Source organism: Polaromonas jejuensis NBRC 106434, from assembly GCF_001598235.1.
Lineage (GTDB): Bacteria > Pseudomonadota > Gammaproteobacteria > Burkholderiales > Burkholderiaceae_C > Polaromonas > Polaromonas jejuensis.
This window is the reverse complement of the sequence record NZ_BCYO01000005.1, coordinates 93,483-115,908: the sequence shown is the minus strand read 5'-3', so window position 1 is coordinate 115,908 and position 22,426 is coordinate 93,483. Positions and strand designations below refer to the sequence as shown.

General features: G+C 63.1%; 20 protein-coding genes. 15 read left to right on the top strand and 5 right to left on the bottom strand.

The features are described 5' to 3' along the window. Positions 1-129: 129 nt before the first annotated feature. The 10 genes from PJE01S_RS08135 to PJE01S_RS08090 all read left to right on the top strand — a co-directional run bounded on the left by PJE01S_RS08135 (position 130) and on the right by PJE01S_RS08090 (position 10,396). The gene (locus PJE01S_RS08135; protein ID WP_068832655.1) at positions 130-1,329 is read left to right on the top strand and encodes an ABC transporter substrate-binding protein; all 1,200 of its coding nucleotides are present in this window, start codon (positions 130-132) and stop codon (positions 1,327-1,329) included. A 156-nt stretch (positions 1,330-1,485) separates the two neighbouring features. Then, positions 1,486-2,193, top strand: coding sequence for a LysE family translocator (locus PJE01S_RS08130; protein WP_068832654.1), 708 nt, complete (start codon positions 1,486-1,488; stop codon positions 2,191-2,193). A gap of 9 nt (positions 2,194-2,202) precedes the next feature. Beyond that, on the top strand, positions 2,203-3,066 hold the full coding sequence (locus tag PJE01S_RS08125; protein ID WP_068832653.1) for a branched-chain amino acid ABC transporter permease: 864 nt from the start codon (positions 2,203-2,205) through the stop codon (positions 3,064-3,066). A 112-nt stretch (positions 3,067-3,178) separates the two neighbouring features. Continuing rightward, positions 3,179-4,195 (top strand): branched-chain amino acid ABC transporter permease, encoded by a 1,017-nt coding sequence (locus PJE01S_RS08120; protein WP_068832652.1) that lies wholly within the window; start codon positions 3,179-3,181, stop codon positions 4,193-4,195. Beyond that, positions 4,188-4,940: an ABC transporter ATP-binding protein gene (locus tag PJE01S_RS08115; RefSeq protein WP_068832651.1), complete on the top strand. Its 753-nt coding sequence runs from the start codon at positions 4,188-4,190 to the stop codon at positions 4,938-4,940. Before PJE01S_RS08120 ends, PJE01S_RS08115 begins: the two co-directional genes overlap by 8 nt. Positions 4,941-5,145: 205 nt before the next feature. Next, complete coding sequence (locus PJE01S_RS08110; RefSeq protein WP_068832650.1) at positions 5,146-5,859, top strand: ABC transporter ATP-binding protein; 714 nt, start codon at positions 5,146-5,148, stop codon at positions 5,857-5,859. Positions 5,860-6,092: 233 nt separating this feature from the next. Beyond that, positions 6,093-7,127, top strand: coding sequence for an amino acid ABC transporter substrate-binding protein (locus PJE01S_RS08105; protein ID WP_068832649.1), 1,035 nt, complete (start codon positions 6,093-6,095; stop codon positions 7,125-7,127). Positions 7,128-7,295: 168 nt separating this feature from the next. Next, positions 7,296-8,495, top strand: a complete 1,200-nt coding sequence (locus PJE01S_RS08100; protein ID WP_245660678.1) for an amino acid ABC transporter permease — start codon at positions 7,296-7,298, stop codon at positions 8,493-8,495. Positions 8,496-8,510: 15 nt separating this feature from the next. After that, positions 8,511-9,617, top strand: coding sequence for an amino acid ABC transporter permease (locus tag PJE01S_RS08095; protein ID WP_068832930.1), 1,107 nt, complete (start codon positions 8,511-8,513; stop codon positions 9,615-9,617). A gap of 35 nt (positions 9,618-9,652) precedes the next feature. Beyond that, positions 9,653-10,396, top strand: a complete 744-nt coding sequence (locus tag PJE01S_RS08090) for an amino acid ABC transporter ATP-binding protein (protein WP_068832647.1) — start codon at positions 9,653-9,655, stop codon at positions 10,394-10,396. A 94-nt stretch (positions 10,397-10,490) separates the two neighbouring features. Here PJE01S_RS08090 and dinG read toward each other — a convergent pair whose 3' ends face one another. Both dinG and PJE01S_RS08080 read right to left on the bottom strand, forming a co-directional pair. Continuing rightward, positions 10,491-12,671 (bottom strand): ATP-dependent DNA helicase DinG, encoded by a 2,181-nt coding sequence (dinG, locus tag PJE01S_RS08085; RefSeq protein ID WP_068832646.1) that lies wholly within the window; start codon positions 12,669-12,671, stop codon positions 10,491-10,493. Between the two features lie 98 nt (positions 12,672-12,769). Further along, a complete protein-coding gene (locus PJE01S_RS08080) occupies positions 12,770-13,528 on the bottom strand; it encodes an IclR family transcriptional regulator domain-containing protein (RefSeq protein WP_068832645.1) in 759 nt (252 codons plus the stop codon). Between the two features lie 147 nt (positions 13,529-13,675). On the opposite strand from PJE01S_RS08080, the gene pobA reads away from it, so the two are divergent. Further along, a complete protein-coding gene (gene pobA / locus PJE01S_RS08075; RefSeq protein WP_068832644.1) occupies positions 13,676-14,872 on the top strand; it encodes a 4-hydroxybenzoate 3-monooxygenase in 1,197 nt (398 codons plus the stop codon). A 150-nt stretch (positions 14,873-15,022) separates the two neighbouring features. Continuing rightward, positions 15,023-15,907, top strand: a complete 885-nt coding sequence (locus PJE01S_RS08070; RefSeq protein ID WP_068832643.1) for a CoA transferase — start codon at positions 15,023-15,025, stop codon at positions 15,905-15,907. 74 nt (positions 15,908-15,981) lie between these two features. On the opposite strand, the gene PJE01S_RS08065 is transcribed toward PJE01S_RS08070, so the two are convergent. Then, a complete protein-coding gene (locus PJE01S_RS08065) occupies positions 15,982-16,941 on the bottom strand; it encodes a response regulator (RefSeq protein ID WP_068832642.1) in 960 nt (319 codons plus the stop codon). Between the two features lie 113 nt (positions 16,942-17,054). Continuing rightward, positions 17,055-17,168 (bottom strand): DUF3297 family protein, encoded by a 114-nt coding sequence (locus tag PJE01S_RS25095; protein WP_377372404.1) that lies wholly within the window; start codon positions 17,166-17,168, stop codon positions 17,055-17,057. Positions 17,169-17,695: 527 nt separating this feature from the next. Here PJE01S_RS25095 and pstS point away from each other — a divergent pair. From pstS to PJE01S_RS08050, 3 genes are all read left to right on the top strand, one after another. Then, positions 17,696-18,766, top strand: a complete 1,071-nt coding sequence (gene pstS / locus PJE01S_RS08060; RefSeq protein ID WP_068832641.1) for a phosphate ABC transporter substrate-binding protein PstS — start codon at positions 17,696-17,698, stop codon at positions 18,764-18,766. A 411-nt stretch (positions 18,767-19,177) separates the two neighbouring features. Next, on the top strand, positions 19,178-19,957 hold the full coding sequence (locus PJE01S_RS08055; protein WP_084389427.1) for a glutathione S-transferase family protein: 780 nt from the start codon (positions 19,178-19,180) through the stop codon (positions 19,955-19,957). A 174-nt stretch (positions 19,958-20,131) separates the two neighbouring features. Continuing rightward, positions 20,132-21,079 carry a pseudouridine-5'-phosphate glycosidase gene (locus PJE01S_RS08050; protein ID WP_068832928.1) on the top strand — a complete coding sequence of 316 codons (948 nt, stop codon included), beginning with the start codon at positions 20,132-20,134 and terminating at the stop codon, positions 21,077-21,079. A 268-nt stretch (positions 21,080-21,347) separates the two neighbouring features. Here the strand turns inward: PJE01S_RS08050 and PJE01S_RS08045 are convergent, their stop codons facing one another. Beyond that, the gene (locus tag PJE01S_RS08045) at positions 21,348-22,349 is read right to left on the bottom strand and encodes a tripartite tricarboxylate transporter substrate-binding protein (RefSeq protein WP_068832639.1); all 1,002 of its coding nucleotides are present in this window, start codon (positions 22,347-22,349) and stop codon (positions 21,348-21,350) included. Positions 22,350-22,426: the final 77 nt, after the last annotated feature.

The window sequence follows — 22,426 nt, the reverse complement described above, 5'->3', positions numbered from 1 at the left end:
GGCAGGCACAGAGATTGCTTTAACTCTAAATAATTTAATCTTCAATCTCGGGTTTTACACTAGGCCTGAAAGCGCGTTGCACACTTAGTATTCGTCTGGTACGTCTTCAGCCCCTACAAGGAGTTTTCAATGAGCGCAAGCCCCTCGTCCCGCCGCCTGATACTGACCCGTAGTGCTGCCCTGATCGGTGCCGCCTCCACCGGCTTGTTGCTGCCCGAAATCGTGCGTGCGCAGTCCGGCAAGGTGCGCGTGGGTTTCATGCTGCCTTACACCGGCACCTTTGCCCAGCTCGGCGTGGCGATTGAAAATGGCTTTCGCATGGCCATCAATGAGCAAGGCGGCAAACTGGGCGGCCGCGAGATTGAATACTTCAAGGTCGATGACGAATCCGAGCCGTCCAAAGGCATTGAAAACGCCAGCAAGCTGGTGCAGCGCGACAAGGTCGACGTGCTGGTCGGCACCGTGCACTCCGGTGTGCAGATGGGCATCCAGAAAGTCGCCCGCGACAGCGGCGTGCTGAGCCTGATCCCCAACGCCGGCGTGCACGCCGCCACGCGCAGTCTGTGCGCGCCCAATGTGTTCCGCACCAGCTTCACCAACTCACAGCCCACACTCGCGCTGGGCCAGGCCATGGTCGCCAAAGGCCACAAAAAAGCGGTCTGGATTACCTGGAAATACGCGGCGGGTGATGAGGCCTTCGAAGGCTTCAAGGAAAGCTACACCAAGGCCGGCGGCACCATCATCAAGGAACTCGGCCTGCCCTTCCCCAACGTCGAGTTCCAGGCCCTGCTGACCGAAATCGCCGCACTGAAGCCCGACGCCGTGGCCTGTTTCTTTGCCGGCGGCGGTGCCGCCAAGTTCATCCGCGATTACGCAGCCGCCGGCCTCAAGGGCAAGATCCCGCTCTACGGCTCGGGCTTTCTGACCGAAGGCGTACTTGAAGCGGCAGGCCCCGCAGCGGACGGCATCATCACCACCATGCATTACAGCGATTCGCTGGACACACCGCGCAACAAGAAATTCCGCCTCGATTACGCCAAGGCCTTCAAGGCCCAGCCCGACGTGTACGCCGTACAGGGTTACGACACCGGCCTGCTGCTGATCCAGGGGGCCAACGCTGTCAAGGGCGACCTGAACAACAAGCCTGCGCTCTACAAGGCCATGGAAGGCGCCACCATCGACAGCCCACGCGGCAAATGGACCATGAGCAAGGCCCACAATCCGGTGCAGGACATGTACCTGCGCGTGGTCGAGAACAAGGAAAACAAGGTCATCGGCGTTGCCGCAAAAGCTTTGGCAGACTCGGGCGCCGGCTGCAAGATGGCCTGAGCCTGGCGAGTCCGGCCAACGCAACGCCCTCCCTGCCAGCATGAGCCGCGGAACCGGCTTTGCCGGGCCGCAGGCGGGCGGCCCCCTCGGGGGGCAGGGAGCTACACGCAGTGAGCGACCGTGGGGGCCTGTTTAATCGATGCTATCTTCACCACCATGACGCTCACCACCTACCTCCTCTACGTCGCCGCAGTCGCACTGCTGATCCTCACGCCGGGCCCCACCATGCTGATGTGCATGACGAATGCGCTCAACCATGGCCCGCGCAAGGCGATGACCTCCGTGTCCGGAAGCGTCAGCGCGGTGCTGTGCGTCATGCTGCTGTCGGCCATGGGCCTGGGCGCCTTGCTGGCCGCATCGGAAACCGCCTTCACGGTCGCCAAGGTCATCGGTGCCGCGTACCTGATCTGGCTGGGTATCAAGACATTTCGCAGCGAGGCGGCCGTGCTGCAATCCAATCCTGAGCAATCGTGTGAGCAAACTCTTCTGCGCAGCGAAGGGCCGCCCCGAGCAAGCAACGGCCCCCTCGGGGGGCAGGGAGCTACACGCAGTGAGCGACCGTGGGGGTCACATTTTCTGAGAGGCTTCCTGGTCGGCGCCAGCAACCCCAAGGCGGTGCTGTTTTTTGCCGCCTTCTTTCCACAGTTCCTGAACCCGACAGCGCCTTTCGTGCCGCAATTCACCATCCTCGCCCTCACCTTCATGGCATTTGAATTCACGGTGCTCACCTGCTGCGCGCTGGGCGTGTCGCGCATTGCGCCCCTGCTGCGCTCCAACCGCGCCGTACGCTGGTTCAACCGTGTTTCGGGCGGACTTTTCACGCTGATGGGCAGTCTTTTGTTGCTGACACGCAGGCATGCCTGAAATCGACCTATGGATCTCGCCAACGTTCTTATCCAGCTGCTCAACAGCGTGCAGTACGGCCTCTTGCTGTTCATGCTGGCCGCCGGCCTGACGCTGATCTTCGGCATCATGGGCGTGGTCAACCTGGCGCATGGCAGTTTCTACATGCTGGGCGCCTACCTGGCCTGGTCGCTCAGCGCGCAGCTTGGCAGCCTGACCCTGGCCATCATCCTTGGCGCCCTGCTGTCCGTGCTGTTTGGCTGGGCCCTCGAGTGGCTGCTGTTTCGCCATTTCTACCAGCGCGATCACCTGGACCAGGTACTGCTGACCTTTGGCCTGATCTATATCTTTGAAGAGCTGCGCTCCATCATCTGGGGTGACGATGTGCACGGCGTGAACATTCCCGACACGCTCGGCGCCTCCATTCCTCTCACCGAAACCCTCTCCTACCCGGTGTACCGGCTCTTCATGTCGGGCGTCTGCATCGCGCTGGCCATAGGCCTTTACCTGCTGATCTCCAGAACCCGGCTGGGCATGAAGATTCGCGCCGGCGCCTTCAACCGCGACATGGCCGAATCGCTGGGCATCAACATCAAGCGCATCCACGCGGTGGTGTTTGCCCTGGGCGTGGGGCTGGCGGCCGTCGCCGGCATGATCGCCGCGCCGATTGCCAGCGTCTATCCCAACATGGGTTCGCAGGTGCTCATCATGTGTTTTGTAGTGGTAGTCATAGGCGGCATCGGCTCGGTGCGCGGCGCGCTGATAGCCGCGCTGCTGGTCGGCCTGGTTGACACCTTCGGCAAGGTACTGCTGCCTTCCGTCGCCGGCATGCTGGTCTACATGCTGATGGCCGGCGTTCTCCTCTGGAAGCCCGAAGGCTTGTTCAAACAATGACTACCTGGCCCCCACGCTCGTCACTTCGTGTACTTCGCTGCCCCCCGAGGGGGCTAATTTTCCTTGGGGCGGCCCGGCGGAAAATTGTTCACTCTCGCACGCAAGGTGCTGCATGACAAAATCCAATCTCGAAATCCTGCCGCGCGGTGTGCAGGTGGCGCTGGCATTGGGCCTGATCGCGCTCGTTGCCTTCCCCTTCGCCGGCACTGATTTTTACGTGCAGATGGTCACGCGCATGATGATCATGGCGATTTTTGCCATGAGCCTGGATTTGCTGCAGGGCGTGAGCGGCCTGGTCTCGCTGGGCCATGCCGCCTACTTCGGCCTGGCCGGCTATGCGCTGGCTTTTCTCACGCCCGCGGGCGAGGCTGTGAGCCTGTGGTGGACCCTGCCGCTGGCCGTGCTGGCCTCGGGCCTGGCGGCGCTCATCATTGGCTTCTTCGTGGTGCGCACCCGCGGCATCTACTTCATCATGGTCACCATGGCTTTCGCCCAGATGGTGTTCTACCTCTTCTTTGACAACAAGGTGCTGGGCGGCTCCGACGGGCTTTATATCAACTTCAAGCCCGGCACCGGCATCTTCGGCTGGGTGCCCTTCGATTTGGACAGCAAGCTCACGCTCTACTACTTCACGCTGGGGGCCATGCTGCTGGTTTATGCCTTTTTGCGCCGCCTGCTCTGGAGCCCGTTTGGCCGGGCGCTGGCCGGCATCCGCGTCAACGAGCACCGCATGCGCGCCATGGGCTACGGCACCTTCGGCTACAAGCTCTCGGCCTTCACGCTGGCCGGCGCGCTGGCCGGACTGGCCGGCTACCTGTGGGGCACGCAGACCGGCTACATCAACCCCGAGCTGATGGGCTTTCACATGAGCGCGCACGCCATCATGATGGTGATCCTGGGCGGCATGGGCAATTTCGCCGGCGCGATTGTCGGCGCCTTTGCCTTCGAGTATTTGCTGCATGTGTTCAAGGACCTGCCGCAGCTCGGCAGCGTCAACCTGGGCAAGCACTGGCAGCTCTGGATGGGCCTGTTCATCGTGCTGGTGGTCACCTTTGCGCCGCGCGGCCTGCTGGGGCTGGCCGGGCGACTTGGCATATCCGGTCAAGGCAAGGAGGCATTGCATGAGTGAACTCCTCCTCAGCGCCAAAAATCTCACCAAACGCTTCGGCGGCCTGGCGGCCGTCCAGGGTGTCTCCGTCGATCTTTGGCGCGACCATATCCACGCGGTGATCGGCCCCAATGGCGCGGGCAAATCCACGCTGACCAACCTGCTGTCCGGCGACTTGCCGCCCACCTCGGGCTCCGTCATGCTGGACCAGCACGACGTCACGGGCTGGAGCCCTTCACGCATCTCGGCCCGGGGCCTGGGGCGCAGCTACCAGAAAACCAATATCTTCCTGCCCTTCACGGTCTGGGAGAACATCCGGCTGGCCGCGCAGTCACGCGAACCGCACGCCGCCAGCTGGCTCCGCCGCGCTACCAATTTGGAAGCTATCAACGCCCGTGCGGAAAGGGCTCTGGAGCTTTCCGGCCTGCAATCCCGGAAAAACAGCGTGGCCGGCGCCATCAGCCACGGCGAGCAGCGCCAGCTCGAAATCGCCATGACCTTGGCGACCCAGCCCCAGGTGCTGCTGCTCGATGAGCCGCTGGCCGGCATGGGCGTGGCGGAGGCCGAGCGCATGGTGGCGCTGCTGCTCAGCATCAAGAAAGACCATGGCATGCTGCTGGTGGAGCACGACATGGACGCGGTTTTCACGCTGGCCGACCAGCTCACGGTGATGGTCAATGGCCAGGTCATTGCCAGCGGCACCCCGGCGCAGATCCGCGCCGATGCGGGCGTGCAGGCCGCCTACCTTGGCGAGGAGCACGCATGACGATGTGGCCCCCACGCTTGTGGCTACGCCGCTCTTCGAGAACACTTCGTGTACTACGCGAGGCCTTGCAGGCCGCGGCTCGCGAGACGCTTCGCCTCTGTCGCCTGTCCAAACCTGCTCAAGCAGGTTTGGAGCCGCAGGCTCCAGCCCCTCGGGGGCTGGCCTTGCTTGGGGCGGCCCGGCGCTGCGGCCGGCTGGGGACCTTATGAGCACTCTACTTATCGACGCGAAAGCGATCAACACCTACTACGGCGCCAGCCACATACTGCGCGGCATAGACTTCAGGGTGGCGCGCGGCGAGACCATAGGCCTCATGGGCCGCAACGGCATGGGCAAAAGCACGCTGCTCAAAAGCATCATGGGCCTGGTCAAGCCGCGCTCGGGTTCCGTGGACATTGCCGGCCAGCCCATGATGGGGCGCCCGCCCTATGAAATCGCCCGCCTCGGGATTGCCTACGTGCCCGAAGGGCGCGGCATTTTTGGCAACCTCAGCGTGGTGGAAAACCTCAAGATGGCGGCCCGCGCCGGCACCCGCGGCCAGCGCGACTGGACCTATGAGCGTGTGCTGGAAACCTTCCCCCGCCTGAAGGAGCGCCTGGGCCACGGCGGCCAGCAGCTCAGCGGCGGCGAGCAGCAAATGCTGACGATTGGCCGCGCCCTCATGACCAATCCCGACGTGCTCATCCTCGATGAAGCCACCGAAGGCCTGGCGCCGCTGATTGCGCGCGACATCTGGCGAATATGCCAGGTCGTGCGGGAAACAGGCATCAGCAGCGTCATCGTCGACAAGAACTGGAAGCATGTCACGCAGATCACCGACCGCAACGTGATTCTTGTGAAGGGCGAAGTGGTGTTTGAAGGCAGCTCCCCAGAGCTGCATGCCCGGCCGCAATTGCTGCAGCAGTACCTGGGCGTCTAGGGCCCTGGCTTCTCCGCCTGCGCCGGTCACTTGTCCCGGCGCGCGGGCTTTTTCGAAGACCGGAACAACGCTCCATGGCTAGCCTGAAGGCCACTCGAGAGCGTTCCCCGTCAGGGTCAGCCCCGATATCCCCCTGTTTTTTTAAAGCGCACCATCGTTTCTGTCTGCAGTCATGGTCTTCCCATCGGCCTCAGGCATCCCTTAGTCAACTTTTTGAACAGGACACATCAGCCATGAACAGGTTCACCAAACAAGGGTTCGCTCTGGCGCTTGCCGCCGCTGGTCTGCTGTCGGCGGCGCCGGCCATGGCTGGTAAAACGCTTGATGGCATCAAGTCGCGCGGGCAAGTGGTGTGTGGTGTGCACACGGGTTTGGCGGGGTTTTCGGCCGCCGACTCCAGCGGTAAATGGGCCGGGCTGGATGTGGATGTCTGCCGCGCGATTGCGGCGGCCGTGCTCGGCGACAGCGAGAAGGTGAAATATGTCCCATTGACCGCCCAGCAACGTTTTACCGCGCTGCAATCGGGCGAGATTGACGTGCTCTCACGCAACACCACGTTCACGCTCACCCGCGATGCCTCGTTGGGTCTGAATGACACGGTTGTCACCTACTACGACGGCCAGGGCTTCATCGTTCCCAAAAAGAGCAACATCAAATCCGCGAAGCAGTTCAAGAACCAGACGGTATGCGTGCAATCAGGCACCACCACCGAGAAGAATCTCACCGATTACTCCAAGGGCAACAACCTGAACATCAAGACCGTGGTGTTTGAAAAAGAAGAAGCGGCCACCGCCGCCTACTTTGCCGGCCGCTGCATCTCCTACACCACCGATGCGTCGGGCCTGGCCTCGATTCGCAACAAGGTGGCCACCACGCCCGCGGATCACGTCATTCTCCCGGATCTGATTTCCAAGGAACCGCTGGGCCCCATGGTGCGCCGTGGCGACGATGAATGGTTTGCCATCGTCAAATGGGTGATCTACGGGCTGATTGAATCGGAGGAGTACGGGATCACCCAGGCCAACGTCGACCAGCTCAAGAACAGCAGCCAGGACCCGGTCGTCAAGCGCATTCTGGGCACGGGCGAAGACTCCGGCAAGCTGCTGGGTCTGGACAAGGACTGGATGGCCCGTGCCATCAAGGCCACCGGCAACTATGGCGAGATTTTCGAGCGCAACGTCGGACCGCACTCGGCACTGGGCCTGCCGCGCGGGATCAACAACCAGTGGAACAAGGGCGGCCTGATGTACGCCTTGCCAATCCGCTGATAACGCCCTAACGTCATTAACGTCATTAACGCCGTTGACCGTGACGTCGCCCGCCTTGCAGGTTTGGAAGTTGCTAGATGGGCGGCGGTTTCTCACGGACACCGGCCCGCCGCCATAAAGCACGCCAAAGCGCCCAAAGCGCCCTTTCAGGGTTAGCAGCGCTGAGTCATGAACACCCCTACGGAGGCTTCCATGTCGCCCAAAAGCCCGCCGAAAAAAACCACCTGGTCCTGGCGGAGCCAAGCCTTCAGGGGCCTGGTTTACCAGGTCATCGCCATTGGACTCATCGGACTGGCGGTCTGGTTCCTGGTCTCCAACACCCTGCACAACATGCGGGTTCGCGGCATTCAAAGCGGTTTCGACTTTCTGAGCCAGTCGGCCGGCTTCTCAATCGGCGAGAGTCTTTTCCCCTTCGACTCCTCAGAAAATTACTGGCGCGCGTTTCTGGTCGGCCTCAGCAACACCTTGCGCGTCGCCGTGGCCGGCATCGTGGCCTCGACGGTTTTGGGAACCCTTATCGGCGTAGGCCGCTTCTCCCGCAATGCGCTGGTTCGCGGACTCTGCAAGGCCTACGTCGAATGTTTCCGCAATATTCCCGTGCTGCTGCAACTGCTGATGTGGTACCTGGTGCTCACCGAGATGCTTCCATCGATTCAGGATGCCTTGAAATTCGGCCCCTTCTTTCTGAGCAAAGGCGGCCTGAACTTTCCGATTCCGGTGTGGGAGGCCGGCCAGGCCTGGGCTGCGGCGGGCCTGGCCGCAGGCCTTGTCCTGGCATGGCTCTACCGCCGCTGGGCCCAAAAGCGGTTTGAAGCCACTGGACTGGCCCCCAGCATGTTCTGGGTTCCCCTGGTCATGGTGCTGGTGGCGGGACTGCTGGGCTGGCTGCTGGGTGGTGCGCCAACCGCCTTGAACCGGCCGATCAAGGGCGACTTTTCGGTTGAAAACGGCGGCGCCCTCACCCCGGAATTTTTGGCCATTCTGCTGGGCCTGACGATTTACACCGCCGCCTTCATTGCCGAGGTCGTGCGTGCCGGCATTGCCTCCGTGCCTGCCGGACAAGGGGAAGCCGCCGCCGCACTCGGGCTGGACCGGGGCCTGGAAATCCGCCTGGTGATGCTGCCCCAGGCCTTGCGCGTGATCGTCCCGCCGCTCACCAACCAGTATTTGAATCTGACCAAAAACTCCTCATTGGCCGTGGCGATTGGCTACCCCGATATTGTCTCGATTGCCAACACCGCCATGAACCAGACCGGGCGCGCCGTGGAATGCATCGCCATCCTGATGGCGGTCTACCTCAGCCTGTCGCTGTTCACGGCGGTGCTGATGAATTGGTACAACGCGCATGTCGCCATCAAAGAACGTTGATTGGAAACCTTCTTCATGAGCGCTCCATCCTTTCACATCATTCCCCCACGCCCTGCGCCCACGAATACCGGTGGCCTGCTGGCCTGGTTGCGCCCCAACCTGTTTGGCGACTGGAAAACCGGTGCCGCCACCCTCATGCTGGGCGGGCTGCTGCTGTGGCTGATACCCCAGCTTCTGAACTGGTCCCTGTTCAGCGCGGTCTGGATTCCGGATGTCAAGACCTGCCGCGCGGCCGAAGGGACGGGCGCCTGCTGGGGCGTGATCGCCGAAAAATACCGGGTCATCATTTTTGGCCGCTACCCCTTCGAGCAGCAATGGCGCCCCCTGGTGGCCACGCTGCTGATGCTGGCCATGCTGGTCGCCAGCTGCATGCGGTCCTTCTGGAAACCCTGGCTGGCCGGGCTGTGGATTGCGGTACTGGTGGTCTTTTTTGTCCTGATGTATGGCAACACGCTGGGCCTGAGCAAGGTCGAAACCGATCGCTGGGGCGGCCTGCCGCTGACCATTTTGCTGTCGGCACTGTCCATCGTGATGGCATTTCCTATCGCCCTGGTGGTGGCGCTGGGGCGGCGTTCCGACCTGCCGGCGATCCGCGTGTTTTGCACGATTTATGTGGAGCTGATCCGTGGCGTGCCGCTGATTTCGGTGCTGTTCATGGCGTCGTTCATGTTCCCCTTGTTCATGCCCGAGGGGCTGACGATCAATGTGCTGGTCCGCGTGCTGGTGGGCATTACCCTGTTTTCCGCGGCCTACCTGGCCGAAGTCATACGCGGTGGCCTGCAGGCCATCCCCAAGGGCCAGATCGAGGCCGCAGCCACCATCGGGCTGTCGTACTGGCAGACCCAGCGCAAGATTGTGTTGCCGCAAGCGCTGGCCATGGTGGTTCCCAACATCGTGAACAGCTTCATTTCCATTTTCAAGGACACCTCTTTGGTGAGCATCGTCAGCCTCTACGAACTCACCGGTGCGCTGGACATGGGCATCAATGCCGATGCCGACTGGAAGCCGTTCAAGCTGCAGGGCTATCTTTTCATTGCACTGATTTATTTTATTTTCTGCTTCTCGATGTCGCGCTACAGCCAGTGGGTCGAAAAGCAGGTCAACAAGAGCAAGCAGCGCTAAGCGCCTCCAGGCCAGCCACCAACCCCATACCTCCCATGACTGAACCCATCATCACCTTCGAAAAAGTCAACAAGTGGTACGGCAACAACTTCCATGTGTTGCGCGATATCGACCTGCAAGTGGCTCAAGGCGAGCGCATCGTGGTGTGCGGCCCATCCGGCTCGGGCAAGTCCACGCTGATACGCTGCATCAACCGGCTCGAAGAGCACCAGCAGGGCCGCCTGGTGGTCGATGGCGTGGAACTGATGGACGACGTCAAGGCGATTGACCAGGTTCGCAAAAAAGTGGGCATGGTGTTCCAGCAGTTCAACCTGTTCCCCCACCTGACGGTGCTGGAGAACCTGACCCTCTCGCCGATGTGGGTGGGCAAGTTGCCCAAAAAAGAGGCCACCGAGAAAGCCTTGCTCCAGCTGGAGCGGGTCCGGATTGCCGAGCAGGCTGACAAATACCCCTTGCAGCTTTCAGGGGGCCAGCAGCAACGCGTTGCGATTGCGCGTGCGCTGTGCCTGACCCCCAAGATCATGCTGTTTGACGAGCCGACCTCGGCGCTGGATCCCGAAATGATCAAGGAGGTGCTGGACGTCATTGTGGAAATGGCCGGCCAGGGCATCACCATGGTGTGTGTCACCCATGAAATGGGTTTTGCCAAGGCCGTCGCCGACCGCGTGATCTTCATGGACCAGGGCCAGATCCTCGAGCAAAACAACCCGAACGACTTTTTCAACCACCCACAAAACGAGCGCAGCCGGGACTTTCTCTCCAAAATCCTGGGCCATTGAGCGGCCCTTGCAACCCCCGAGGTGGCGCATTCGGCGTTCGGGCCTCCGGTCTCGCGTCCGGCCTCAAGCCAGCGGCACAGCCGCATGGTCAAAACTACCCCGCCGTGACCACACCCGCGGCGCTGCGGCGCTGCTGCACAAAGGGCGGCAGCCCCTGCAGCAGACGACGGCCATAGCTCGTGTTCACCAGCCGGCGGTCGTAGCAGTAGACAAAGGCCCGGTCGGTTTCCGTGCGTATGGCCCGCCCCGCCCACTGCGCCAGCCGGATGGCCGTCGCCGGCACCACCAGCTCGCTGAACGGATCACGCCCCACGGAGCGCAGCCACTCGGCGCGTGCCTCGCCCACCGGGTCGTCGGGCGGTGCAAACGGCAGTTTGGCGATGAACACGGTTTCGCAAAGCTGCCCCGGCAAGTCCAGCCCTTCGCCAAAGGACTGCATGCCGAAAATCACCGAAGCACCACCCGCCTCCACGCGCTCGCGGTGGCGCTTGAGCAGCAGGGTGCGCGGCAACTCGCCCTGCACCAGCACCCGGCCGCGCAGTGCCTCATCCAGCGCCTCCACGGCCTGGCGCATCTGCTCGCGTGAGGTAAACAGGCACAAGGCGCCGTGTTCCACCCCGGCCACATCCCCCAGCAGCGCCCGCACCATTTCGGCCGTGAAGGCCTCGGTCTGCTTGGGGTCGGCCTGGGTTTCCACCGTGACGAAGCGCCCCTGGCGCGCGTAGTCAAACGGGCTCGCCACTTCCAGCGTGCTCACCGCCGGGTCGCTCTGCAGGCCGGACTCGCGCAGGTAAAAGTCAAACTGCCCGCAGCTCGTGAGGGTGGCGGAGGTCACCACCGCCGAGCGCACCCGCGACCAGAAGTTGTTGCGCAGCGTGCTGCCCGGCAGGATGGGGCTGGCATGCGCCTTGATGATCACCAGGCCGCTGTCCAGCCCGCCTTCGCCCATCTCAAAGGTGAACCACTTGGCCACGGGCACGCTGTCCTGCCCGTCCTCCGCCTCGCGCAGCAGCAGCTGGGTGGCAGCCTGCACCTGCTCGAGGCGCGGCGACAGCATGCCCAGCTGGGCATACAGGGTGGAGAGCCGGCGCGCCTCGTCGGGCTGGTCGCGCATCGCGGTGCGCAGCGCCTTGGCAATCGTGTTGAGCACCGCCAGAAAGCTTTCGGCCATCACGCTGACCATGCGCAGCGGCTCATCCAGCGCCGGCGGCAGGCCACCGCGCGGCAGGCGAACCCGCACCGGCCCCTGCGCGCCCCGCGCCTCCTTGAAGGCCTGGCCGTGCAGGTCCATCACCAGGCGGCTGATGTCCAGCAGGCTCTGGCGCAGCTGCGCGCCAAAGCGCGGCACGTCGGCCGCCTCGGACACGGTCATCAGCCCGCCAATGCGACGCGCGCGGCTGGCCAGCGTGTCCAGCCAGGTGGTGCGGCTCAGGTCCATGGACGCCGCAAACTGGTCCAGCGCCACGGCCGGCAGGTGATGCCCCTCATCGAGCACCAGCAGGCAGTTGTCGAGCTCGGGCAGCAGCCGCGAGCCCAGGGAAGACATCAGCAGGTCATGGTTGGCCACAATCACCTGCGCACCCACCAGTTCCTTGCGCTTTTCGTAATAGGTGCAGTTGCTGTACACCGGGCAATGCTTGCCGGTGCAGGAGCTGGACTCGGCCGCCACCGCCGACCAGAAGTCGGACTCGGGCGGCTGGGCCAGGTTGTCGCGATCGCCATCCCAGGCGCCGCTGGAGAGCTCGCGCACCAGCGCCGCGTAAAAGGTGGTGCGGGCTTCCGTCACATGCTGCGGCGCCGCCGCGGCCAGCTCGTCGGCAAACAGGTCGTCCTCATCCGCCTCCCCCGCCGTGCCCGCATGGCGCGACAGCTTGAGCTTGCAGACATAACGCCCGCGCCCCTTGGCCAGCCCGAATTTGAAGGGCTGCGGCAGGATGGCGGCCAGCGCCGGCAAGTCCTTGTTCACCAGTTGCTCCTGCAGCGCCACAGTGGCGGTGGAAATCAGCACACGCGTGTTGCGCGCCAGTGCCGCCGCGATGGCAGGCGCGCAGTACGCGAGGGACTTGCCCACACCGGTGCCGGCCTGGATCACCGCAATGGCGCGCACCGGCTCATCGCCGTCCTCCTCGGGGCGGCCTAATGTGGCCAGGCTAAAGGTCTGCGCCACCTTTTCGGCCATGAGCCGCTGGCCGGGCCGGTCGCGAAAGCTGCCGGAGGCGTCCACCGCGTGGTCAAAGGCCTCAAGCGCCAGCCGGGCAATCTCGTCAGGGAGCATGAAAATGGGGGTAGAAACAGCGAATGCTGTATAAATTCACAGTTTACCCCACGCACTGATGCACTCGGCGACAGAAACAGGCGCCGTTTCGCGCAAACCTAAAGCAGTGGCCGCAGTTCGCGCGCCGCATCCAGCAGCAAAGGCAGCAAATCGCGCTGCATGACGGCCGGCGCCAGCCGTGCGGGCGAGGCCACCACATTGAGCGCCGCCACCGTCCGCCCTTGCATGTTGCGCAGCGGCACGGCCAGCGCGTGCACGCCCAGCTCATGCTCCTCGCTGGCCACGCAGTAGTCGTCACGGCGCACCTGCGCCAGCAGGCTGCGAAAGGCCTTGGGCTCCACCACGGTATGCGGTGTCAGGCGCCGCAGGGTCACCTCCTTGAGCCAGGCGTTCAGTTCGGGCCGGCTCAGCGAGGCCAGCAACACCCGCCCGGTGGAGGTGGCGTGCGCCGGCAGGCGTGCGCCCAGGTGCAGGCCGTAGGCCAGCAGGCGAATCTGGCCGCTGCGCGCCACGATCACCACCTCGGCGCTGTCCAGCACCACGGCGGAAAACGACTCCTGGGTTTGCGCCGCCAGGCGGTTGAGCGTGGGCTGCAAGACCCTGGGCAGGCGCGCCGAGGCGAGATAGCTGCCCGAAAAGCGCAGCACCTTGGGCGACAGCCAGAAGTAGCTGCCATCGGTTTCCAGGTAGCCCAGATGCGCCAGCGTCAGCAGGTGGCGGCGCGCCGCCGCCCGCGTCATGCCCGAGCGCTGCGCCGCCAGCGTGGCATTGAGGCGCTGGCGTTCGGTGTCAAAGCTCTCCAGCACGGCCATGCCCTTGGCCATGCCTTCAATGAAATCGGCGCGGGCTATGGTCATGGTTGGTCTGCAAGCGTGTAGCGTGAAAGAAGGGCTGCGCGATCATCGAGCAAGAAGACCGATCATCGCACATTCGCACCGCCCATCGCTGGCAAATCGGCCGCACGCGGCCTAAGCTTGCAAGCAGCATTCATCAGGAGACAAAACATGCGTACCCAGGTTGCCATCATCGGTGCAGGCCCAGCCGGCCTGCTGCTCGGCCAGCTGCTTTACAAGGCCGGCATCGACGCCATCATCCTCGAACGCCATACCGGCGACTACGTGCTGGGCCGCATCCGTGCCGGCATTCTGGAGCAGGTCAGCATCGACCTCATGGACGAGGTCGGCGTCGGCCAGCGCATGCACAAGGAAGGACTGATCCACGGCGGCTTCGACATGCTCTTCAAGGGCCAGCGCCACCGCATCGACATGAACGAGCTCACCGGCGGCAAGCATGTCATGGTTTACGGCCAGACCGAACTCACGCGCGACCTGATGGAGGCGCGCCAGGCCGCGGGCCTCACCACCATTTACGAGGCCGGCAACGTGACGGTGCACGACTACGACAGCGCCAAACCCCGCGTGCGCTACGAAAAAGACGGCCTCAACGGCAAGGAAGTCCATGAAATCGAGTGCGACTTCATCGCCGGCTGCGACGGTTTTCACGGCGTCTGCCGCGCCAGCGTGCCGCACAGCGCGATCCGCGAATACGAAAAGGTTTACCCCTTCGGCTGGCTGGGCGTGCTGTCCGAAACCCCGCCGGTTCACCATGAACTGATCTACGCCAACAGCCCGCGCGGCTTTGCCCTGTGCTCGCAGCGCAGCCACACGCGCAGCCGCTACTACCTGCAGGTGCCATTGACCGACAAGGTGCAAGACTGGTCCGACGAGGCCTTCTGGCAGGAATTGCGCCTGCGCCTGGACCCCGAAGCCCGCGCACACCTGGTCACCGGCCCGTCGATCGAGAAAAGCATCGCCCCGCTGCGCAGCTTTGTCACCGAGCCGATGCGCTTTGGCCGCATGTTCCTGGCCGGCGACGCCGCCCATATCGTGCCGCCCACCGGCGCCAAGGGGCTTAACCTGGCGGCCACCGACGTGAAATACCTCTCCAGCGCCTTCATCGAGTACTACCGGGAGAAGAGCGAAGCCGGCATAGCCCATTACTCCGAGCGCTGCCTGCGCCGCGTCTGGCGCGCCGAGCGCTTCTCGTGGTGGTTCACCGGCCTGATGCACCGCTTCCCCGAGAACGGCGAGATAGGCCAGAAGCTGCAGGAAGCCGAACTCGACTACCTCATCAACTCCGAGGCCGGCTCGCGCTCGGTGGCGGAGAACTACGTCGGCCTGCCGCTCAATTTCGGCGAGTAAACCAGCGCCTGGCCTGTTGCGGGCCAGGTACCTGCGTGCGACGCTGTCGCCCGTTTTTCATGGCGGGGCCGTGTTTTGCGGTAAATTGTGAGCCATTTTGCACTCCAGCCCTTGTGCATCGGGCGCAAGCAGCTACTAATTCAATAGCAAATGACACCTGCCACTGCCAAACTACCGCAAGCCCTGAAAGGCGTCCGCATCCTCAGCTTGGCGCTCAACCTGCCCGGCCCGGCCGCGCTGATGCGTTGCCGCCAGATGGGCGCCCGTTGCATCAAACTGGAGCCGCCCTCGGGCGATCCCATGGGCCACTACAACCAGCGCGCCTACGCCGATTTGCACGAGGGTGTGAAACCGCTGACGGCAGACCTGAAGACGCACGCCGGGCAGAAGGCACTGCACCGCGAACTGGCAAAGACCGATGTGCTGCTCACCTCGTTTCGCCCCTCGGCGATTGAAAAGCTGGGTCTGAACTGGAAAAAACTGCATCGCCTCTACCCTGCCCTGTCGCAAATCGCCATCGTCGGCGCACCGGGCGCACGCGCCGAAGAGCCCGGCCACGACCTCACCTATCTCGCCGACAACGGCCTGGTGACCGGGCTGGAGCTGCCACCCACCTTGTATGCCGACATGGGCGGCTCGCTGATGGTCAGCGAAGCGGTGTTGCAGGCGACGCTGAACCAGCGACTCAAGGGCAAGGGCGTGTTCATGGAGATTGCCCTGTCTGATGCGGCCGCCTATCTGGCCCTGCCCCGCCAATGGGGCTTGACGCTGCCGGGCGGCTCGGTGGGCGGTGCGCATGCCGGCTACCGCGTCTACCCCTGCAAGGACGGCCGCGTGGCGGTGGCCGCGCTGGAGCCGCATTTCGCGGCCAGCCTGTGCGCAGCGGCAGGCATAGAGATTGCTGGCGGCATGAAGGCGATGTTTGCGCCGGCCACGCACCAGGCCATCGCCGCCTTCTTGCTCACGCAAACACGCCGGCAGCTCGACAAGCTGGCGGCGGCCAAGGACATTCCCTTGTATACGCTTACCGATTAAGCCGTTGCATCGACCGGTTGGATCCGCAACTGTAAGCCGCCATTCAGATGGAGCGAGTTGCTGACAACTATCAACTATCGCCCCCGATTTGGCTTGCGCGAAAGTAGCTTGCGTAGCGCGATGTAGAGTTCGCTGACGTCGCGGGACTTGCTGATGACCAGCAAGGCCCCATGCTCATGGGCCTTGGCTCTGAGCGCTTCGTCCACGTAGCCCGAAATGATGATGACCGGCAGGTCTGGGCATATCCGCTTTATTTGAATGAGCAGTTCGATGCCTGAATAGCCTTGCAGCCGGTAGTCGGTGATCAACGCATCGCATCCGGAAGGATCGGCCTGAATGGCCGCCAGGGCGGCTTTTCCGCTTTCATAACAGGTCACGCGAAAGCCGGCATCGGGCAGCGTCTCGCTGATGAGCTCCCGCATGGCTTCGTAGTCGTCGACATAGACGATGTGCTTGATATCGGCGCCCGCCAGGCTGACGGCCGGGGTTTCCATCGATAGCACGGTGGGAAGGTAAATTTCAAAAGCAGTTCCCCGACCTGGTTCAGCCAGCACGGAGATCATGCCCTGGTGCTTCGCAATGATGTCGCGTACTTCGACCAGATGCAGCCGTCGCGCACTGGCGGGCTTGTCATCCATCAGGGTCGGCGCAGGGAGCAGTTCATGGAAGGCACCGGGTTCCTCCCGGCTGCTGTTGCTGACAGACAGCCATCCGTAGCGCTTGGGCGGGAGTCCGCCCTGCAATTTGCCTGCATCGGGGTTGAGCCCGCTGTCGTCAAGCAGGACTTCGCTGAATGACACCACCACATGCTTGGCAACGCCCACCATGGATTGCCACGCAATGATGAAAACACTCAGCAATGCATGCCCCAGCTGATCGGCATCGGCGCGCACGCGAGGATCCTCGCAGAACAATTCCACGGCCAGCTGAACGTCACCCGGAAGCAGTGCGCGAAAACGATGCAGCGCGCCCGTGACAATCGGCTCCAGTCCCTGAAGGACCAGCCCTTCGGCTTGGTGGGGGTCAGTATTCATGGAAACCCTCCCTGTGAAGATGTGACATGAATTTTTTCATCTCTCATTCAGGCCATGGCGAATGGAAGTCACTTATCGATAAAGCGCTTCGACCTTGCCCTTCAAATTGATCATCAGCGGAATCGAAAACCAACGTTATGTTCGAACACAGAAGCGACGTGATAGGGACTTCCCGGGTCAATGGATAGACGGTCGGGCAGAGGAGGAAATTGAATCGCTTCGTTCATGGGTATCGTTTTTCAATTGACGCGAATTCCTATCAATTTTCCGGGATTTGACCATGGTCTGGTCTGGATCACATGCTCAAACAGGTAATGTGACCTGAATTACAGTTTTGCTGCACTGCGCGGGCCGCGCAGAACGCCTGTTCAGTATGTGGTGGATTGAGACTGATACCGGCCTGTGGCGGTGGAATATCGTCCGGTCGCCAACGGCCAGGACCCTTCTTCACGGACGGTCCGGTTTGATATCCGTCAATGCCGCCGTTCTCGGCATCCACGGTCTCCACTTGGAGCCCCTGTCTGTGGGGCGCCGCGAACGCGGCCATTGAGAGTTCTCATCCTGCTCCCTGAGGACCGAAGCGTTGAGCCGCAAGGTGTGCAAAACCGGGCTTGATTGTCATCCCATGCCACAATTACCGGTTGAGCGATCGTGTCGTCGACATAGGCGGCACAGTCACAGTTCGCGATGCACGTCAACTTCATCGGTTGTCCCGCTGACCAGCGTTGATGTCTCCACCATTGTTTTTGGAAATATGAAAAAATCCTTGTCTGCCGTTTTTGCGGCCCTTCTTTTGTGCGCGCAGGCCGGCGTCTTGAATGCACAAACCATCACCGGTTCCGGCTCTTCGGCCGCCGCACCGATCTATCAGCGCTGGGCGCAGGCGTACCAAAAGGCGACTGGCGTAGGGCTGGCCTATGAGCCCATCGGATCGTCCGCCGGCCTGAAACAGATTCGCGCTCATGAGACCCATTTCGGGGCCTCTGACGTTTCGCCAAGCGAGGCCGAATTGGCCAAGGATGGACTCGTCATTTTCCCGGTTGCGATTACCGGCATATCCCCGGTGGTGAACCTGCCTAAAGTGGGCGATGGTCAATTGCGCCTGACGGGCGATGTGCTCGCCCGTATTTTCCTGGCCGAGATCACGCAGTGGAACGCACCCGAGATCGTGAAACTGAATCCCGGCTATACCCTGCCCGACGCTCCCATCAAGGTCGTGGTGCGTGCCGACGGATCGGGAACGACCTACAACTTTGCCGACTATCTTGCCAAATTGAGCCCGACCTGGAAGTCTAAGTATGGCGTGAAGACCAGTTTCGATTGGCCGGCCAATTTTTTGGCGGTCAAGGGCAGCGATGGGGTTGTCAAGGCCGTCAAGGAAACCACGGGCGCGATTGGCTATGTGGATTACGGCTATGTCAAAGACAACATGCTCGTGACCGTCCAGCTGAAGAATCTGGAAGGTGAATTCACAAAGCCGTCGATCTTCGCCTTTCGCAGTGCTCTTACCGGTAGCGAATGGGTCAGCAAGGGATTGTTTACAGGCACCCTCACCAACCAGGCCGGCAAAGGCTCTTGGCCGATCACAATGGGCACCTTCGTTGTTGTGCCCAAAATTGCAGATCAGCCTGAGCAAGCGCTGCGCGTGCTCAAGTTCTTCGTTTGGGCCTTTGTCAATGGCGACGCGCTGGTCCAGGCCAACAACTTTGTGCGACTTCCGGATCGGGTGCAAGCCTCGGCATTCAAAGCGATCTCCTCGGTCAAGGACAAAGCGGGCAATGCGCTTGGCATGAGCCTGATGGCTGCAACAGGGGCGCCTCGCTAAACCTGTGGCGCTCATTTGAGCGACCGCTTTGCCGCATCGGCAAGGGGCCCAAGGCGGCCATTCAGCGACGCTCGGTCACCACAAATAGCGGACGCTGAGTGAGTACGCGATGGCGCGCCGTGCACGACGCCGGCGCTCTGCGAGCTTGACCCGCCGAATCGTTCTGTCATGAGCTGGCCTAGGCACCTGCGCCCTAGACACCGACTGCCCGAATCCGTTTTTGCGTACCGAGGAGCCTGATCGCTCGCTTGCTGTTGCAGACCAAAACCTGCTGACTCATCTCCGTTCTCACCTTGGGCAGCGTCCCCGTCAGCAATTGGTTCGATCCAGTCCACCTGTTGCCCCGACTTCCGAGTGGCATACTGGCTCTCGAACCTACGCGCAAGGCAGCGACGACCGAGGCTCATCCCGATGACCCACAGCAGCGCCACTCTCCCCGTCCTGATAACGATGCCGCACAGCCACTACAGCGAGAAGGCGCGGTGGGCACTCGACTGGCTCTCGCTGCCGTATCGCGAAGAGCCGCACGCACCTCTCCTACACCGGTTTGCAACGACCCGCAACGGCGGTCGCAGCGTGCCGGTGCTGGTGCATGGAGCCAGTCGTTTCGTTGACTCCACCGACATCCTGGTGCACGCGGATGCCGTCTGCGGCGGCGACCTGCTGTACCCGCGCGATTCCGCACTGCGATGTGCGGTCGAAGCACTCGAGGAGCGCTTCGACGACGAGCTCGGCCCGCACACGAGGCGCTGGGCCTATGCTCAGTTACTGCCGGAAAGTCGCCTGCTTCGTCAAGTGATGACGCGCGGCGTACCGTGGTTCGAGGCGGGCTTGCTGCCGGTCGGCATGCCGATCGTGCTCCGCATCGTCCGTGCGGCGCTCAGGATCACGCCGGAGAGTGCACGTCGCTCCATCGAGCGCGTGCACGGTATCTTCCAGGAAGTCGACGAATGGCTGAACGACGGGCGCCCGTTTCTGGTCGGCGAACGCTTCACTGCCGCAGACCTGACATTTGCAGCGCTCGCCGCACCTGTGCTGTTTCCCGCAGGCTGCCGCGCAGCCTACCCCGCGCTCGAGGAAGTGCCCGCTGCGATGCGCGAGGAGGCCCTGCTCCTGCGGGACACCGGCGCCGGGCGATTCGCGCTGCGCTTGTTCTCGCAAGAGCGCGCAGGCTCGTCGGCAGTGGCTTAGGGTTGGCGCCGCAAGACGGGGCCGACGGTTGGCTTTTAGCGCGAGCCGGCTCCCGAAGTTGAGCGCGCTCGCTGCACCATTGGCGCCTTGAACGGCGTCCCGCGCTTGCACAGCAAACCATAGACCCGCCTTTTGCTGCACACTTAGGTGAACCACACCGTTGAAAGCATAGCCATGGTTGCCGACCTTGCCCACTCCTGGTTGATCCGCAGCGCGCCCGTGGCCGCTGCACAGGCCGCCGGCCGCCCGCTCGTGGCGCTGGAATCAACCATCATCGCTCATGGCATGCCCTACCCGGAGAACGTTCGCACCGCGCGCGAAGTGGAGGCCATCATCCGCGACCTGGGGGCCGAGCCCGCCATCATCGCGCTGATGGGCGGGCGAATCCGCATCGGCCTTTCAGATGACGAGCTGGAGCTACTAGGCCGCTCGGACCAGGTCTACAAGGTCAGCCGCCGCGACCTGCCGGCCGTGCTGGCCGGCGGCGGACTCGGCGCCACCACAGTGGCCGGCACGATGATCTGTGCCGCGCTGGCCGGCATCGAGGTCTTCGTCACCGGCGGCATTGGCGGCGTGCACCGCGGCGCGCAGGAGACCTTTGACATCTCGGCTGACCTGCAGGAACTGGCGAAGACCTCGGTAGCGGTGGTCTGTGCCGGTGCAAAGTCGATCCTGGACATAGCGCTCACACTGGAATACCTGGAAACGCACGGCGTGCCGGTGCTCAGTTGCGAGCAGGACAACTTCGCCGCGTTCTACACGCGCGACAGTGGCTTTCGCGCGGACTTCAGGCTGGACGACGCGGCGGCGCAGGCACGCTTCATCCGCACCAAGTGGGACTTGGGCCTCGCGGGCGGCGTGGTCCTGAGCACGCCAGTGCCGCAAGCGGCAGCGATGGCGTGCGAGGAGATCGACGCGCTGACTCAGCAGGCGCTCGCCGAGGCCAAGGCGCAAGGAGTCACCGGCAAGGCCGTGACGCCTTTCCTGCTGGCCCGCATCAAGGCGCTGACGGGTGGACGCAGCCTGGCGACCAACATCGCGCTCGTGAAACACAACGCCGAGGTGGGGGCAAGACTGGCCCTGGCGTTGGCACAGGCGGGGCGTGGAGCGGGCGCAGCGTAGCCGCCCGATCACCTATGCGCCTGGCCCACAGTTGCACTTCTCCGACCGAAGACTGAAAGTCCGGTTTCGCACTGCAATGCTGTCCATCAAGGGATTGGCGTCGTTCGGCCACAAAAAACTGACTCTGGTCATTCAAGGTTTCCGATCAACGGGCAGCCAACGTTTAGGTTTGTTCGACACCTGCCCGCGCGACACACCAATGACGTGATGCCCCTGAATGGAGGCAGGTGTCGAACAAACCTCGAGGGAGGAATCCGGGAGCCGCGGCTCACGCCTCGGGCGTGAAGCCGCTGGCGCGGATGATGGGTCCCCAGAAATCGAACTCTGTGCGCAAGGCGCGCTGCAATTGGACAGGCGTCGAGCTCTCCGCACTGAGCCCCAGTTTCCGCCAGGCCTCCTGCGTGTCAGGTTCCTTGAGCGCCGCGCCAAGGGCCTCTGCAGCGGCAGCCACCTGCTGCGTGGGCGTATTCCTTGGCATGAAGGCCCCGAACCACTCCCGCTGCGCGAGCGGCTTATACCCTTGTTCGCTGAAGGTCGGCACGTCCGGCAGGAACGCCGAGCGTTCGGCGCCGGACGTGGCCAAAGCCCTCAGCCTGCCCGCCTGGACCAGCGCGAGCACCGAACTTTCGGTGGCGAGCGCCGACGCCACCTGCCCACCTGCCAGCGCGAGCATCGCTTGCTGTCCGCCCCGGTACGGAACATGGATCAGCGTCAGCCCCGATTCGCGCGCCAGCAGCAGCGCCATGAAGTGCGGGAGCGACCCGGCACCGGGGTTGCCGCAGCTTGCCGACCCGGGATTCGCCCGGCACCAGCCGAGAAACTCACTCAACGTGCGCACACTTTGCGGCACCGCGGGGCCCACTGCGAGGGCGAAAGCGGTCTGGGCCACGACCGATACGGGCTCCAGGTCGTGGAACACGTCGTACGACAGTTGCTTGTAGATGTGGGGGTACATGGTGACGATCGAGCCCGGCGTCACGAGCAGCACCGACCCATCGGCGGGCGACGTCTTCAAGGTCTCTACCGCCAGCCTGCCGGCGGCGCCCGGACGGTTGTCCACCAGCGAGGCTTTGCCGTAGCTTCCAGCCAGGCGTTCCGCCAGTTTTCTTGACACCACGTCGACGGACCCGCCGGCGGGGTAGCCGCAGAGGATCTTCACCAGTTCCGGCTTGCCCTGTGCCAGCGCCCCCAGGGGCGAACCAACCGAGGCAACGAAAGCGGCGCCGATCGTGCGAAGCATGAAACCGCGGCGCGAATTGCTGGCATCCATGGTGTTGTCCTCCAGGTTGTCCCGTGCGCCAACCGGGCAGCACGTTGATCACAGCGTAGACCTTGGCGTGATAATCG